Source organism: Pikeienuella sp. (assembly GCF_046290545.1).
In the GTDB taxonomy this organism is placed as follows: domain Bacteria; phylum Pseudomonadota; class Alphaproteobacteria; order Rhodobacterales; family Rhodobacteraceae; genus Pikeienuella.
Genome location: NZ_JBKAGV010000017.1, coordinates 25,001 through 38,321, shown reverse-complemented (window position 1 = coordinate 38,321; position 13,321 = coordinate 25,001). Strand labels below are relative to the sequence as shown.

The following is a 13,321-nucleotide window of genomic DNA, read 5'->3' as shown; positions in this document are numbered from 1 at the left end:
CGCCAGGCCAGACGACAGGCGCGCCATCCCCAGAACAAAAAAGGGCCGCGCCTTGCGGCGCGACCCCTGTCTGGCGCGCGCCGCGCGGACGGTCAGTAGCGATAGTGATCCGGCTTGAACGGGCCCGCGGCCGCCACGCCGATATAGTCCGCCTGATCCGGCCGCAGTTCCGTCAGCTTCACGCCGATGCGTGCGAGGTGAAGGCGCGCGACCTTCTCGTCCAGATGCTTCGGAAGAACGAAGACCTCGTTGGCGTACTCGTCGCCCTTCGTCCAAAGCTCGATCTGCGCGAGCACCTGGTTCGTGAAGCTCGCCGACATGACAAAGGAGGGGTGCCCCGTCGCATTGCCGAGATTGAGGAGACGACCCTGCGACAGGAGAATGATGCGGGAGCCCGAGGGCATCTCGATCATGTCCACCTGGTCCTTGATGTTCGTCCACTTGTGATTCTTCAGCGACGCGACCTGAATCTCGTTGTCGAAGTGGCCGATATTGCCGACGATCGCCATGTCCTTCATCTCGCGCATGTGCTCGATGCGGATCACGTCCTTGTTGCCGGTCGTCGTGATGAAGATGTCGGCGGTCTTCACCGCATCCTCGAGGGTGACGACCTCATAGCCGTCCATCGCCGCCTGAAGCGCGCAGATCGGGTCGATTTCCGTCACCTTCACGCGCGCGCCGGCGCCGCGCAGGCTGGCCGCGGAGCCCTTGCCGACATCGCCATAGCCGCAGACGACGGCGGTCTTGCCCGCCATCATCGTGTCGGTCGCGCGGCGAATGCCGTCCACGAGCGACTCCTTGCAGCCATACTTGTTGTCGAACTTCGACTTGGTGACGCTGTCATTCACGTTGATCGCGGGGAAGGGCAGGTGGCCCTTTTCCATCAGCTTGTAGAGCCGGTGAACGCCGGTCGTCGTCTCCTCGGAGACGCCCTTGATCATGTGGCGCTGCCTCACGAACCAGCCCGGCTCCTCCGCCATCCGCTTGCGGATCTGCGCGAAGAAGTATTCCTCCTCCTCCGAGGTCGGCGTCTCGATCAGGCTCGTCTCGCCTTCCTCGACGCGCGCGCCGATCAGGACGTACATGGTGGCGTCGCCGCCATCGTCGAGGATCATGTTCGCGCCGCCCTCGGCGAAGCGGAAGATCCGGTCGGTATAGGCCCAGTACTCTTCCAGCGACTCGCCCTTCACGGCGAAAACCGGCGTGCCGCCGGCCGCGATGGCGGCGGCCGCATGATCCTGCGTCGAGTAGATGTTGCAGGAGGCCCAGCGGACATCAGCGCCAAGGTCGACCAGCGTCTCGATCAGAACCGCGGTCTGGATCGTCATGTGGAGCGAGCCGGCGATGCGGGCGCCCTTCAGCGGCTTCGCCGCGCCGAACTCGTCGCGCAGCGCCATGAGCCCCGGCATCTCGGTCTCGGCGATCGCGATTTCCTTGCGCCCGAATTCGGCGAGGCCGATGTCCCTGACGATATGATCCTGCATCTGTGGCTCCTTGTGCGCACGGCGCGCTGGTCTCCGGTCGGCGGGCGCTATAACAGCGAAGCCGGCGACGGGCAACGCGCACGGGCGTCGCGGGCATCAGGCGGAGATAGCGATGGCGGAGCGGCGAGCCTGGCAGAGGATGCTGTCGGGCAGGCGGCTCGACCTGATCGATCCCTCGCCGCTCGACGTCGAGATCGAAGACATCGCCCATGGCCTCGCCCGCGTGGCGCGCTGGAACGGGCAGACGAAGGGCGAATGGCCCTTTTCCGTCGCGGAGCATTCCCTCCTCGTGGAGCGGCTATTCAGCGGGAGCCGTCCAGCCCCGGATGTGACCGAGCAACTCGCCGCCCTGCTGCACGATGCGCCGGAATATGTGATCGGAGACATGATCTCACCGTTCAAGGCCGCGCTCGGGCTCGACTACCGGGCTTTCGAGGATCGGCTGGAGGCCGCGATCCATCTCCGCTTCGGCCTGCCCGCGAAGACGACCGCGGCGCTGAAGGCCCGGATCAAGCGGGCGGACCGGGCGGCGGCCTGGATCGAGGCGGTGCAGCTCGCCGGGTTCGAGGCGGCGGAGGCGAACCGGCTTTTCGCGCGGCCGAAGGTGGAGGGATGGGAGTCGATCCGTCTCCGGCCCCTTCCCGCGCAGGAGGCGGCGCGAGCCTTTCTCGCGCGATTCGCCGAGCTCAGCGGCTGAAGAGAAAATGCATCACGTCGCCGTCGGCGACGACATAGGCCTTGCCCTCGGCCCGGAGCTTGCCCGCCTCGCGCGCCTTCTGTTCGCCGCCGAGATGGACATAATCGTCATAGGCGACGGTCTCCGCCCGGATGAAACCCTTCTCGAAGTCTCCGTGGATCACGCCCGCCGCCCTGGGCGCGGTCCAGCCGCGCTGGATTGTCCACGCCCGCGTCTCCTTCGGGCCGCAAGTGAAATAGGTGACGAGGCCGAGGAGGTCGTATCCGGCGCGGATCAGCCGGTCGAGCCCGGCCTCGGCGAGCCCGAGCTCGGCGAGAAAGACCTCGCGTTCCTCCGGATCGAGCTGTGCGATCTCCTCCTCGATGGCGGCGGAGATGGTGACGCAGCCGGCGCCCTCGGCCTCCGCCAGCGCGGCGATCCTGCGCGTCCAGTCATTGCCCGTCGCCGCCTCGGCTTCCGCGACGTTGCAGACATAGAGAACCGGCTTCGCGGTCAGGAGCTGAAGGCCGCGCCACGCCTTCGCGTCCTCCTCCGCGATCTCGACGGAGCGGGCGGGGCGGCCTTCCTCCAGCGCGGTTTTCGCCGCCTCGAGCAGTCGCGCCTGCTGCAGCGCCTCCCGGTCCCCGCCCTTCAGCTTGCGCTGAAGGTTCTGGACGCGCCGCTCCACGCTTTCGAGGTCAGCGATCATCAGCTCGGTGTCGATCGTCTCCGCATCCGCGACCGGGTCGATCCGACCCTCGACATGGGTGATGTCGTCATCCTCGAAGCAGCGGAGAACATGGGCGATGGCGTCCACCTCGCGGATGTTGGCGAGGAACTGGTTGCCGAGCCCCTCCCCCTTCGAGGCGCCGCGCACGAGGCCGGCGATGTCCACGAAGGTGAAGCGCGCCGGGATGATCTCCTTCGACGCCGCGATGGACGCGAGCTTTCCGATCCTTTCGTCGGGGACGGAAACCTCCCCAACATTGGGCTCTATCGTGCAGAAGGGAAAATTCGCCGCCTGCGCCGCCGCGGTGCGCGTGAGGGCGTTGAACAAGGTGGACTTGCCGACATTCGGCAGCCCGACGATCCCGCATCTGAAGCCCATGTCCGCGCCCTTCCGTTTCGACGGGCGCCTGATTAGTCCGGTTGCGGAGGCGCGGCAATGCGATAGGTTCGCATTGCGATGGCACGTGCGCGCTATGCCTTTCTTACCCTCGTCGTCTGGGCCGCCGGCGCAGCCGCTGAACATGTCGACTACGTCGTAGAGAATGCGTCGGCGATCCCCGATCCGCTCGCCGAATGGACCGGCGGCCCAGAACCCGGCGCGGCGCTCTGGCGCGAGGCCGGTTGCGCCGAATGCCACCAGCGCGGGCGCGCGCCGGCGCTGGAAGGCGCAGGCTCCCGGCTGACGGCGGGCGAGATCAGGCTCATGATCGTGGAGCCACGCGTCGTCTATCCGGAGACGGAAATGCCCGCCTACTACACGCCCGGCCTCGCCGGGGAGGTTGAGGAGGCGCTTGTGGGCCGCACCCGGCTGACCGCGCTCGAGATCGAGCAGCTCGTCGCTTTCCTTCTCTCCGGCGCGGCGAATTGAAACACGCGCTGATGCGATTGTGAGGCGACGGGGCGGCGCGGCTCCGCTAATCCGGCAAGCGACGGAGACCGGACAATGCTCGAATTCATCACCGCCTTCGCGGGCGGCGTGCTCAGCTTCCTTTCGCCCTGCGTGCTGCCGCTGGCGCCGCCCTATCTCGCCTTCATCGCCGGCGCGACGCTCGACCAGCTGACGGACGATGACGGGGTGGACGACGCGCTGGCGCGGCGCGTCTTCATCTCCTCGCTATTCTTCGTGCTCGGGCTCGCCACGGTGTTCGTCGCCCTCGGCGCGACGGCCTCCGCAATCGGTCAGGTCCTGCTGCAGAACAAGATCCTGTTCGGGCAGATCGCCGGCGGGATCATCGCCCTGCTCGGCCTCCACTTCCTCGGCGTGATCCGGATCCCGTTCCTCTATCGCGAGGCGCGGCTGGACGCGGGGCGCGCGGCGGGGAGCTATGCCGGCGCCTATGTGATCGGCCTCGCCTTCGCCTTCGGCTGGACGCCCTGCATCGGCCCGATCCTCGGGACGATCCTCGTCCTCGCCGGGCAGGAGGAGACGATCGGGCGCGGCGTCGCCATGCTCGCGGTCTATGCGGCGGGCCTCGGCCTCCCCTTCATCCTCGCGGCGCTCTTCATCCGGCCCTTCATGCGGTGGATGCGCGGCTTCCGCCGCCATCTGCCGACGGTGGAGAAGGCGATGGGCCTGCTCCTCATCGTGGTCGGCGTCGCCATGGCGACGGGGCAGTTCGAGCGGGCCGCCTTCTGGCTCCTGGACACATTCCCGGCGCTCGCGACCATCGGTTGAACGGGCCGGGCTTGAGCGCGCAGGATTTCGCCGGATAGTGACCCCGAGCGGCCGCTTTGGCCGCCGGAGGGCGCGCATGGCGGAGGCGGACGGGCGGGGACGGGTCACGCGGCGGCGCGTCTTCTTCGTCTCGGGGTTCGATCCGAACGGCCCGCGCCGGTACCACGCGCTCTACCGGGCCGAGGCGGCGCGGCAAGGCGGGATCGACGGCAACCCGATAGAGGTCGGCCCGCTTCGCCTCTCGCCCGGCGCCGCGCGCTGGAGCGTCTCGCGGGAGGGGGCGGAGGCGGCGTTCGAGATGCTCCGCTGGGACGATATCGCACGCTCGCGGATGCGAAGGCCGCTCCCGGCGCTCTATATTCTCATGGCGCGAACCTTCGCCGCCTATGTCTTCACCGGCGCTTTCTTCCGCCTCTGCCGCCTTCGTCTGGTCTCGACGCTCGTGGGCCTCTATCCGCCTCTGATGATGCTGCTCTATCTCGCCGGCGCCTGTCTCGCGGGCGCGCTGGTCCATGGTGCGGCGGCAGGCCTCGGCGCGCCGCTCTGGCTTTCCGCTCCTTGCGGCGCGGCGACGGCCTGGGGCGTCATGCGGTTCTCGAAACGGGCGGACGGCGCGACGCTCGTCTACTATCTCATGGCCGATCTCGGCTTCACCGCCGATCACGCCGCCGGGCGCGCGCCGGAGATGGAGGCGCGGATCGACGCCTTCGCCCACCGCATCGGCGAGGCGATGGCGGAGGATTGGGACGAGGTTCTGCTCGTCGGCCATTCCTCCGGCGCGGCCTATGCCGCGAGCGCCGCGGCGCGGGCGCTCTCCGCCGCCCGGCCAGGCGCCGCGCTCTCGCTTCTGACGCTCGGGCAGACGATCCCGATGCTGAGCTTCCTTCCGGGCGCGAAGCGGCTCCGCGCGGAGCTCGCCGCGCTCGCCGCGGAGCCGCGGCTCGACTGGGTGGATGTGTCCTCCCCCGCCGATGGCGGCTGCTACGCGCTTTCCGACGCTGCGGCGGTGAGCGGCGGGCCGCCCGGGCGGAATCCGAAGGTGATCTCCGCCCGGTTCGCCGACGGGCTCGCGCCCGAGACGCGAAGGGCGCTCCGCGGGCGGTGGTTCCGAAAGCACATACAATATCTCTGCGCCTTCGAGCGGCCTGCGGGTTTCGACTATTTCGCCGTGACGGCCGGGCCGGAGCGGCTGGGCCCGTGCTTCGCCGGGCGCCGCGACTCGCCGCGTGCGGACCGGCGCAACCGTTTCGGGGCCGGCTGACATGGCGCGCTTCCTCGCCCCGCGCCCCCCGCACCGGCCCGAGGGCGTATCCGTCCTCGGCCGATGGCGGCGCGCGCGGCGCGATCTCTTTTCCGCGCTCAAGCCCGGCCTCTATCGCGCGTGGATGGCCGAGGTCCGCACCCCGCTTCGCGACGCCTATCTCGTCAACCAGCCGGATCTCGTCCGTCTCGCCCTCGTCAGCCGACCTCAGGACTTCCCCAAGGCGGACGCCATCGCCACCGCCCTCGCGGACCTTCTGGGCGAGAGCGTCTTCGTCACGAACGGCCCGCAATGGGAGCGCCAGCGGCGGATCATCGACCCGGCCTTCGAGGGCGGAAAGCTTCAGGCGATCTTTCCGTCGATGCTGGAGGCGGCGGAGGCGGCGGCGGAACGGCTCGCGGCCCGGGCGGGCGAAGAGCCGGTGGAGATCGAGGCGGAGGCGAGCCGCCTCGCCGCCGACATCATCTTCCGCGCGCTTTTTTCCGCGCCGATCGGGGCGGCGGAGGCGGCGGCGGTCTTCGACGCGTTCAGCCGTTACCAGGCCGCTGGGCCGGTCGTCTCCCTCCTCGATGTGATCGGCGCACCGCGCTGGGCCCCGCGGCTCAGGCGCGGGCGGCGGGAGGCGCGGGCGATCCGCGCGCTCGTCGGCGCCCTCGTCGCGCGCCGGGCGGAGGAGATCGCCGCGGGAGCCGCGCCGGACGATCTCGCAACCCGCATCATGACGACGCCCGACCCCGGGACGGGCGCCGTTTTCGGCGCCGCGGAGATGCTGGACCAGGTGATGATCTTCTTCCTCGCCGGGCACGAGACTTCGGCCAGCGCGCTGGCCTGGGCGCTCTGGCTCCTCGCCAATGACGCGGAGGCGCAGGCGCGCGCGCGGGCCGAGATAGACGCCGCCGGCCCGCCTTCCCCTTCCATGTTGCGCCGGCTCCCCTTCACGCGGGACGTGTTTCGCGAGGCGCTCCGGCTCTATCCGCCGGTGCCGATGCTCGTGCGGGAGACGGCGCGGCCCGAGCTTCTCCGCAAGCGCGACATAAGGCGCGGCTCCTTCTTCATTCTCTCACCGTGGCATCTGCACAGGCATGAACGCATCTGGCCCGAGCCCGACCGTTTCGATCCTGAAAGATGGAGTCGGCCGGAGGAGGCCGCGCCGCGACGGGAGGCCTATATTCCTTTCAGCACCGGCCCGCGCGTGTGCCCCGGCGCGGGATTCGCGATGATGGAGGGTGTCCTCTCGCTCGCCATTCTGCTCGCGCGCTTCTCATTCGCTCCGGCGAAAGGGTCTCCGCCGCGCCCCGTCGCCCGGCTGACGCTCCGCTCGGCAAGCGGGATCAGGCTTCTGGTGGTGCCGCGGTGAAGGTCACTCCGCGGCGAAGCGCTCCGGCGCCTTCAGCGCCTCTTCGAGCACATAGACTCGGATTGCCGATGCGAGGCCCACGCCCTGCGGCCGCGTCGCGTCGATTCGCGCGGCCAGCGCATTGACGGAGACGCCTTCGATCCTGGCCGCAACCTGAAATGCGCGCCAGAACGGCTCTTCCAGAGTGACGCTCGTGCGGTGGCCGCAGAGCGTGAGGGATCGCTTCGCCGGGCGCGTATAACTTGGCATGCAGACTCGTCCCCTCCTTCCGTGGCCCCGATCCGGGCGGCGGCAGGAGGGGGGCAAATCATGGCGAAAACGTGTCTCCTGTCGGGCGAAAACCGGCGCAATCGACTATGAAGCGGCCATCCTTCGACCGAGCCGCGAAGCGCCTCGCCAGCCTCGCCGCGCGGTTGCGCGGCGGCGCCCGTCAGTCCTTCGGGCCGAGCATGTCCTTCGGCTGCACGACCCGGTCGAAGGTCTCCGCATCGACGAAGCCGAGGGCGATGGCCTCCTGCTTCAGCGTGGTGCGGTTCTTGTGCGCCGTCTTGGCGACCTTCGTGGCGTTGTCGTAGCCGATCTCGGGCGCGAGCGCGGTGACGAGCATCAGGCTCTCCCACATCAGCTTCGAGATACGCTCCTCGTCCGCGCTGATCCCTTCCACGCAATTGTCGGTGAAGGCGGCGGCGGCGTCGCCGAGGAGCTGCATCGACTGCAGGAGGTTGTAGGACATCATCGGCTTGTAGACGTTCAGCTCGAAATGGCCCTGGCTGCCGGCGAAGCCGATCGCCGCGTCATTGCCGAAGACATGGGCGCAGACCATCGTGAGCGCCTCGCACTGGGTCGGGTTGACCTTGCCGGGCATGATCGAGGAGCCGGGCTCGTTCTCCGGCAGGATCAGCTCGCCAAGCCCGCAGCGCGGACCCGAACCGAGCAGCCGGATGTCGTTCGCGATCTTGAAGAGCGAGGCGGCGACCGTCTTCACCGCCCCGGAAGCCTCGACCACGGCGTCATGCGCGGCCAGCGCCTCGAACTTGTTGGGCGCGGTGACAAAGGGAAGGCCGGTGATCCGGGCGACCGCCTCCGCCACCTTTTCGGCGAAGCCCGTCTTGGTGTTGAGCCCGGTGCCTACGGCGGTGCCGCCCTGGGCCAGCGCATAGAGATTCGGAAGGCTCGCCTCCACCCGGCGGATGCCCTGCTCCACCTGATAGGCGTAGCCGCCGAATTCCTGCCCGAGGGTCAGGGGCGTCGCGTCCTGCGTATGGGTGCGGCCGATCTTGATGATGTCGGAGAACGCCTCCGCCTTCTCCGCCAGCGCCGCGTGGAGCTTGCGGAGGCCAGGGAGAAGAACGTCATGCGCCGTCATCGCGGCGGAGACGTGCATCGCGGTCGGGAACGTGTCGTTCGAGGATTGCGACATGTTCACATGATCGTTCGGGTGAACAGGGCTCTTCGAGCCCATCACGCCGCCCAGCATCTCGATCGCGCGGTTCGAGATCACCTCGTTCGCGTTCATGTTGCTCTGCGTGCCGGAGCCTGTCTGCCAGACGACGAGGGGGAAGTGATCGTCCAGCCGCCCCTCCCGCACCTCGGTCGCGGCGGCGACGATGGCGGCGCCGATCTTCGGGTCCAGCTTGCCCTGCGCCATGTTCACCTCGGCGCAGGCCTGCTTGATGACCCCGAGCGCGCGGACCACCGCGACCGGCTGCTTCTCCCATCCGATCGGGAAGTTCTTGATGCTGCGCTGGGTCTGCGCGCCCCAGTAGCGGTCGGACGGGACTTCGAGCGGTCCGAAACTGTCGGTCTCGGTGCGGGTCGTGGTCATGGTCGCGGCTCCTCGCGCGGGTGGGTCGCCCCGCTATAGCGGGGCCTGCGAGGCTGCGTCAATTTGGCGTTCGTCGCCCCGTCAGGCGGGCACGGAGCGAAAGACGGACGCGATCAGCGCGTCGAGCGCCGCGTCGCCCGCGCCGGGCATGATCTCGCCGCGGCTCGCGATCGCGCGGACTTCCCTCGCAGCCGGGTGATCCGCCGGGCAGGCGCGCCACGCCATCGACCAGTCGGGAAACATCCGCTCCGGCAAATCGCGGTCGAGCAGCTTGATGACGAAGGAGTGGCGCGCATCCCTGCGGATGATCTCGAACCGGCGGGAGACGGCGTCCGCCTCGCCTTCCAGAACCTGAAGAAAGGAGCCGTCCACGAATGCGAGCAGCCCCGTGATTCCCTCCGCCGCATTGTTCCGGCGCGCGGCCGCGAGAATCGCGACGATCTCCTTCGGCTCTTCCCGGCTCGGACTGGAGCTGATATAAACGATCTGTCGAACCATAGGTGGCTCCGGCCTTCCGCCCAGATTGTCTCGCCGCAAGTTGTTTCGCCGCGGTTAATTGCGGCTCGGCACGGTCAGGGCTTGCGGAACTGATCCAGGCTGACGACGTCCGCCGAGCCGCGGGGTCTTTCCTCCGGCTCGGGCTCGTCGTCCGCCTCGGTTTCCGACTCTGTCGCCTCGAACTTCAGGCCGAACTCGACGGAGGGATCGACGAATGTGAGCACCGCGTCGAAGGGAACATAGATCTCCGCAGGGCGGCCTGAAAAGCTGAGGCCGACGCGAAATCCTTCCGGCGTCACTTCGAGCCCGTCGAATTCGTGCTGGAGCACGATGGTCATCTGCTCGCTGAATTGCTCGCGGAGCCACGCGGGAAGCCTGACGGCGCCATGCCCGGTCGCGAACGTGATGTAGAAGTGATGCTCGCCCGGAAGGCCGAACTCCGCTACGCGCGCCAAGGCCTGGGCCATCACGCCGCGTAGCGCCCGCTCCATCATCTGGCCGTAATTCAAGCCCTCGCGCATCGGCACTTCCCTGTCCGCCTTCCGGAACATATCCGATTCGCGGGACGAAGATAGACCGTGGCTTCGACGGGGCTTCACTTTCAAGGGTGGTGGGTGCAGGCTTCTGTTGCCAGGCGCCTGCGAGCCCCGCCCCTGACGGCTAAGCCAGGGGACTTAGGTTCGGTTTGGGCGCCGCTTACGCGGCGACGGCCACCGGAGCACGGTTGTCATTGGCAACTGTACTGTTTGCACCGATAACGGTGGTGGCTCACCGAGCGAAAGCATACACCTTTAGACGTCCGTCGATCCTGTTTCGGCCCCTCGCCCGCCAATGAACGGGGTCGTGGTGGAGCCGCCGGGTACCGCCCCCGGGTCCGATCCGTGTATTACGTGCGCGTTTATCGCCATAGTCCCCGAGGGGACAGCTTACATGTAGCGAGCCGGGGGCCGCTTGTGAAGCCCGGCGTCACGGCGAGAGCAGGCCGATGAATTGCGGCGGTTCGATTTCCTTAAGGAGCTTGCCGATCAGCAGGTCCGGATAGTCCCTGAATCCGTTGCGCGCGACCATGAGGAAGGCGCCGGGCCCGCCGATCACCTCCGTGCGGTAGTATTCCTCCGGGTCCGGATCGGCCCCCTTGATGACCAGCCCGTTAACCGTCACCCGCCCCAGCCCGCCCATGCCGCGGACGGTGCGGGGCGAGAGATCGTCATTGTTCACGCCGTCGCCCGAGACGTCGATCACCTGCCGCGCGCAGGGGACCGGCAAGCGCGCGAACTGCGCCTCGCCCCATGAGAGCGCGCGGCCGATGGCGGTGGAGAAGTCCACATAGCTCCGCCGCCGCGCCTCGACTCGCGCCGCGAGCCGGTCGATGTCCTCCGGCCCGGCGATCAGCGTCCAGTCGGCGATCAGGTCCTGTTGCTGCCAGCCCGACCATTCATAGACGAGGATGCGGACGGAGCCGGGCGCGGCGAGGAGCGCGGCGCGCACCTCCGGGTCCCGCAGGGCGCGGACGAGCCCGCCCTTCTGGATCTCGTATTCGTCTGCATTGACGGAGGAGGAGATGTCGAGCGCGAGGGCGAGGGCCAGCGCGCAATCAGCCGCCCGCGCCGGCTGGGACCAGGCCGCAAGGGCGAGGAAAAGGGCCGCCGCCGCGGCGCGGCGCGCGCCCATCATTCCGACAGCATCGAAAGCGCAGGCGCCAGCTCCCGCAGGAGCTTCAGCCGGATCGCGCGGGCGTAATCCTCGAAATCCGCCGCCGTCTCGACGAAGGCGCCGGGCCCGGCGATCACCTCGTCGATATAGTGCTGCTTCGGGTCCGGCGTCGCGCCGAGGATCACGAGGCCGTTGACCGTGACGCCCGCGGGAAGCGCGTCCCGCACGAGGTTCGGCCGCGGGCCGTCATTGGAGACCCCGTCGCCCGAAATGTCGATTACCTGCCGGCGGCAACGCTGCGGCGCCGCTTCGAGAAGCGCGGCGGCATGGGCCATCGCGGCGCCGAGGCCGGTCAAAGTGAAGCCGAAATAGCGCTGCGTCGCCGCCACGCTGTCTGCGAACGCCAGCGTCTCCTCCCCCCCGAGGAGGAGCGTCCAGTCCGTCGTCTGGCGCTGCTGCGTCCGGTCGCCCCAGATCGTGACGGTGGCGAGGACGCCACCCTGCTGCGCGCGGATCGTCTCCAGCACCTCCTCGTCGCGGAAGGCGGCGGCGAGGCCGTCCATCTGCAACCGGTATTCGCGGGAGGAGACGGAGCGCGAGACGTCCATTGCGAGGACGAGCGCGACGGCGCAGGGCTCCTGCGCCGCCGCCGTTCCGGGCGCGAGGCCGGGGAGCAGAAGCGCCCCGGCGACGGCAAGCGCCCGGATCATCCCGCGCTCACCAGTGTCCGGTATTGCCCATGCTTGCCCAGGGCTCCTTCGGAGGCTGCGCGCCGCCGGCGTTCAGGAGTTCGATGGAGATCCCGTCGGGCGAGCGGACGAAGGCCATGCGCCCGTCCCGCGGCGGGCGGTTGATGGTCACGCCGGAGTCCATGAGCTTCTGGCAGAGGGCGTAAACGTCCTCCACCTCATAGGCGAGATGGCCGAAATTCCGCCCCTCGCCATACTCCTCCTCGGAGCCCCAGTTGTGAGTCAGTTCGACCTGCGCCTCGGTCTGCCCCGGAGGCGCGAGGAAGACGAGCGTGAACTTCCCCGCCTCGTTGTCCATCCGGCGGATCTCCTCGAGCCCCAGCAGGTCGCAATAGAAGCGCTTCGAGGCTTCGATGTCCTTCACCCGGACCATCGTGTGCAGATACTTTATCTTCATGGCGCGCTCCTCATGCGGCGTTCTGTTCAGTCTCCGGCCAGCCCATGCGGCGCCGCAAGATTCGCAGCGCCTCGGCGTAGGCGTCCCGGTTCACATAGGCTTCGTGCCGCGGGGAAGCGACCATTCGCAAGCCTTTCCGCAGATCGTATCGGTTCGCGGCGATCTCCGCCCGCAGCTTTGCGTGATCGGCCCCGCCGTCCTGCGCCGCCCGTATCGCACGAGCCACGATCCATGACATTTCCCCGAAGAGGGTGATGGAGGAGCCGGCGGCCTTGATGAAGCTCATGAAGAAGAGGTCGTCCCGCGCCGGCGAGAAGACGCAGAGCGGGAGCTGCGCCTTGCCGCACGCAAACGGGTTCTCCGCGTCCGCGAGATAGGGGAGGGACCAGTTGTAGCCCGTGGCGAGCACCACGTCGTCGAACGCCTCCCGCGTCCCGTCGCGGAACATGACCTCATCGCCCTCGAATCGCGCCACGTCCGGCCGCACGACAAGATCGCCGTGACGGAGATGATGGAGAACCTGGTCGTTCATCAGCGGGTGCGTCTCCAGCAATTCGTGGTCAGGCTCCGGAAGGCCGAGCCGCGCCATGTCTCCGATCATTCGCCTCAGCCGCCGCTTCAGCACGAACTGGCGGAGGCGGAGCGGAACCTTCGGCTGCCGCGCGGCGTAGACGTCGGTCGGCATGCCCGCGAAATGCTTCGGGATGAACCAGTAGCCGCGGCGGAGCGAGATCGCGGCGAAGGCCGCCCGCTGCGCCGCGTCGCAGGCGATGTCCGCCCCCGAATTGCCGCAGCCGACGACGAGGACGCGCCGGCCCGCAAACTCCTCCGCGCCCCGATAATCGCGCGCGTGGCGGAGCCGGCCGGCGAACTCGCCGGGAATCGCGGGCGCAGCGGCGTCCCATGTCGCGCCGCTGGCGCAGATCAGGAAGCGGTAGATCTCCGCGCGCCCGTCCGCCGTCTCGACCCGCCATCCCCCGGGCGCGGGCCGGGCGGAGGAGACGGCGGCGCCGAAGC

Annotated in this window: 15 protein-coding genes and 1 other RNA gene (1 of these 16 only partly in view); 5 read left to right on the top strand and 11 right to left on the bottom strand. The window is 68.6% G+C overall.

Annotated features, from left to right (window positions below):
• Positions 1–92 precede the first annotated feature (92 nt).
• On the bottom strand, positions 93–1,484 hold the full coding sequence (gene ahcY / locus ACE37J_RS16740; RefSeq protein WP_409713002.1) for an adenosylhomocysteinase: 1,392 nt from the start codon (positions 1,482–1,484) through the stop codon (positions 93–95).
• Between the two features lie 112 nt (positions 1,485–1,596).
• Here ahcY and ACE37J_RS16735 point away from each other — a divergent pair, with 112 nt between their 5' ends.
• Positions 1,597–2,181, top strand: coding sequence for a hypothetical protein (locus tag ACE37J_RS16735; protein ID WP_409713000.1), 585 nt, complete (start codon positions 1,597–1,599; stop codon positions 2,179–2,181).
• On the opposite strand, the gene ychF is transcribed toward ACE37J_RS16735, so the two are convergent.
• A complete protein-coding gene (gene ychF, locus ACE37J_RS16730) occupies positions 2,171–3,268 on the bottom strand; it encodes a redox-regulated ATPase YchF (RefSeq protein ID WP_409712997.1) in 1,098 nt (365 codons plus the stop codon). The genes ACE37J_RS16735 and ychF overlap by 11 nt on opposite strands.
• Before the next feature lie 78 nt (positions 3,269–3,346).
• On the opposite strand from ychF, the gene ACE37J_RS16725 reads away from it, so the two are divergent.
• The 4 genes from ACE37J_RS16725 (at position 3,347) to ACE37J_RS16710 (ending at position 7,182) form a co-directional block, all read left to right on the top strand.
• Complete coding sequence (locus tag ACE37J_RS16725; protein ID WP_409712994.1) at positions 3,347–3,757, top strand: c-type cytochrome; 411 nt, start codon at positions 3,347–3,349, stop codon at positions 3,755–3,757.
• Between the two features lie 75 nt (positions 3,758–3,832).
• Positions 3,833–4,564: a cytochrome c biogenesis CcdA family protein gene (locus ACE37J_RS16720; RefSeq protein ID WP_409712991.1), complete on the top strand. Its 732-nt coding sequence runs from the start codon at positions 3,833–3,835 to the stop codon at positions 4,562–4,564.
• Between the two features lie 76 nt (positions 4,565–4,640).
• Entirely contained in the window at positions 4,641–5,825 is a 1,185-nt protein-coding gene (locus tag ACE37J_RS16715) for a hypothetical protein (RefSeq protein ID WP_409712988.1), read from the top strand.
• 1 nt (position 5,826) lies between these two features.
• A complete protein-coding gene (locus tag ACE37J_RS16710; protein ID WP_409712985.1) occupies positions 5,827–7,182 on the top strand; it encodes a cytochrome P450 in 1,356 nt (451 codons plus the stop codon).
• Positions 7,183–7,185: 3 nt separating this feature from the next.
• Here ACE37J_RS16710 and ACE37J_RS16705 read toward each other — a convergent pair whose 3' ends face one another.
• The 9 genes from ACE37J_RS16705 to ACE37J_RS16665 form a co-directional block, all read right to left on the bottom strand.
• A complete protein-coding gene (locus tag ACE37J_RS16705; RefSeq protein WP_409712982.1) occupies positions 7,186–7,431 on the bottom strand; it encodes a ribbon-helix-helix domain-containing protein in 246 nt (81 codons plus the stop codon).
• Between the two features lie 181 nt (positions 7,432–7,612).
• The gene (gene fumC / locus ACE37J_RS16700) at positions 7,613–9,007 is read right to left on the bottom strand and encodes a class II fumarate hydratase (protein WP_409712979.1); all 1,395 of its coding nucleotides are present in this window, start codon (positions 9,005–9,007) and stop codon (positions 7,613–7,615) included.
• 81 nt (positions 9,008–9,088) lie between these two features.
• A complete protein-coding gene (locus tag ACE37J_RS16695; RefSeq protein ID WP_409712977.1) occupies positions 9,089–9,505 on the bottom strand; it encodes a BLUF domain-containing protein in 417 nt (138 codons plus the stop codon).
• A 74-nt stretch (positions 9,506–9,579) separates the two neighbouring features.
• Complete coding sequence (locus tag ACE37J_RS16690; RefSeq protein ID WP_409712974.1) at positions 9,580–10,026, bottom strand: SspB family protein; 447 nt, start codon at positions 10,024–10,026, stop codon at positions 9,580–9,582.
• 92 nt (positions 10,027–10,118) lie between these two features.
• Positions 10,119–10,467, bottom strand: a transfer-messenger RNA (tmRNA) gene (ssrA, locus tag ACE37J_RS16685).
• Between the two features lie 4 nt (positions 10,468–10,471).
• On the bottom strand, positions 10,472–11,179 hold the full coding sequence (locus ACE37J_RS16680) for a DUF1194 domain-containing protein (protein ID WP_409712971.1): 708 nt from the start codon (positions 11,177–11,179) through the stop codon (positions 10,472–10,474).
• Positions 11,176–11,868, bottom strand: coding sequence for a DUF1194 domain-containing protein (locus ACE37J_RS16675; protein WP_409712968.1), 693 nt, complete (start codon positions 11,866–11,868; stop codon positions 11,176–11,178). The genes ACE37J_RS16680 and ACE37J_RS16675 overlap by 4 nt, the downstream gene beginning before the upstream one ends.
• A 7-nt stretch (positions 11,869–11,875) precedes the next feature.
• Positions 11,876–12,304 carry a lactoylglutathione lyase gene (locus ACE37J_RS16670; RefSeq protein WP_409712966.1) on the bottom strand — a complete coding sequence of 143 codons (429 nt, stop codon included), beginning with the start codon at positions 12,302–12,304 and terminating at the stop codon, positions 11,876–11,878.
• A 10-nt stretch (positions 12,305–12,314) separates the two neighbouring features.
• A protein-coding gene (locus ACE37J_RS16665) for a flavin-containing monooxygenase (RefSeq protein ID WP_409712963.1) crosses the window boundary here: on the bottom strand, positions 12,315–13,321 show its 3' portion. Its footprint extends 301 nt past the window's final position; the window shows 1,007 of its 1,308 coding nt (coding positions 302–1,308); its start codon lies off the right edge, out of view; the stop codon is at positions 12,315–12,317.

Bases quoted from the DNA above. Each gene is read 5' to 3' on its own strand.
- ACE37J_RS16675 (WP_409712968.1), bottom strand. From the start codon at position 11,868: ATGATCCGGGCGCTTGCCGTCGCCGGGGCGCTTCTGCTCCCCGGCCTC.
- ACE37J_RS16725 (WP_409712994.1), top strand. From the start codon at position 3,347: ATGGCACGTGCGCGCTATGCCTTTCTTACCCTCGTCGTCTGGGCCGCC.
- ACE37J_RS16710 (WP_409712985.1), top strand. From the start codon at position 5,827: ATGGCGCGCTTCCTCGCCCCGCGCCCCCCGCACCGGCCCGAGGGCGTA.
- ACE37J_RS16705 (WP_409712982.1), bottom strand. From the start codon at position 7,431: ATGCCAAGTTATACGCGCCCGGCGAAGCGATCCCTCACGCTCTGCGGC.
- ACE37J_RS16680 (WP_409712971.1), bottom strand. From the start codon at position 11,179: ATGATGGGCGCGCGCCGCGCCGCGGCGGCGGCCCTTTTCCTCGCCCTT.
- ACE37J_RS16670 (WP_409712966.1), bottom strand. From the start codon at position 12,304: ATGAAGATAAAGTATCTGCACACGATGGTCCGGGTGAAGGACATCGAA.
- fumC (WP_409712979.1), bottom strand. From the start codon at position 9,007: ATGACCACGACCCGCACCGAGACCGACAGTTTCGGACCGCTCGAAGTC.
- ACE37J_RS16735 (WP_409713000.1), top strand. From the start codon at position 1,597: ATGGCGGAGCGGCGAGCCTGGCAGAGGATGCTGTCGGGCAGGCGGCTC.
- ahcY (WP_409713002.1), bottom strand. From the start codon at position 1,484: ATGCAGGATCATATCGTCAGGGACATCGGCCTCGCCGAATTCGGGCGC.
- ACE37J_RS16720 (WP_409712991.1), top strand. From the start codon at position 3,833: ATGCTCGAATTCATCACCGCCTTCGCGGGCGGCGTGCTCAGCTTCCTT.
- ACE37J_RS16715 (WP_409712988.1), top strand. From the start codon at position 4,641: ATGGCGGAGGCGGACGGGCGGGGACGGGTCACGCGGCGGCGCGTCTTC.
- ychF (WP_409712997.1), bottom strand. From the start codon at position 3,268: ATGGGCTTCAGATGCGGGATCGTCGGGCTGCCGAATGTCGGCAAGTCC.
- ACE37J_RS16690 (WP_409712974.1), bottom strand. From the start codon at position 10,026: ATGCGCGAGGGCTTGAATTACGGCCAGATGATGGAGCGGGCGCTACGC.
- ACE37J_RS16695 (WP_409712977.1), bottom strand. From the start codon at position 9,505: ATGGTTCGACAGATCGTTTATATCAGCTCCAGTCCGAGCCGGGAAGAG.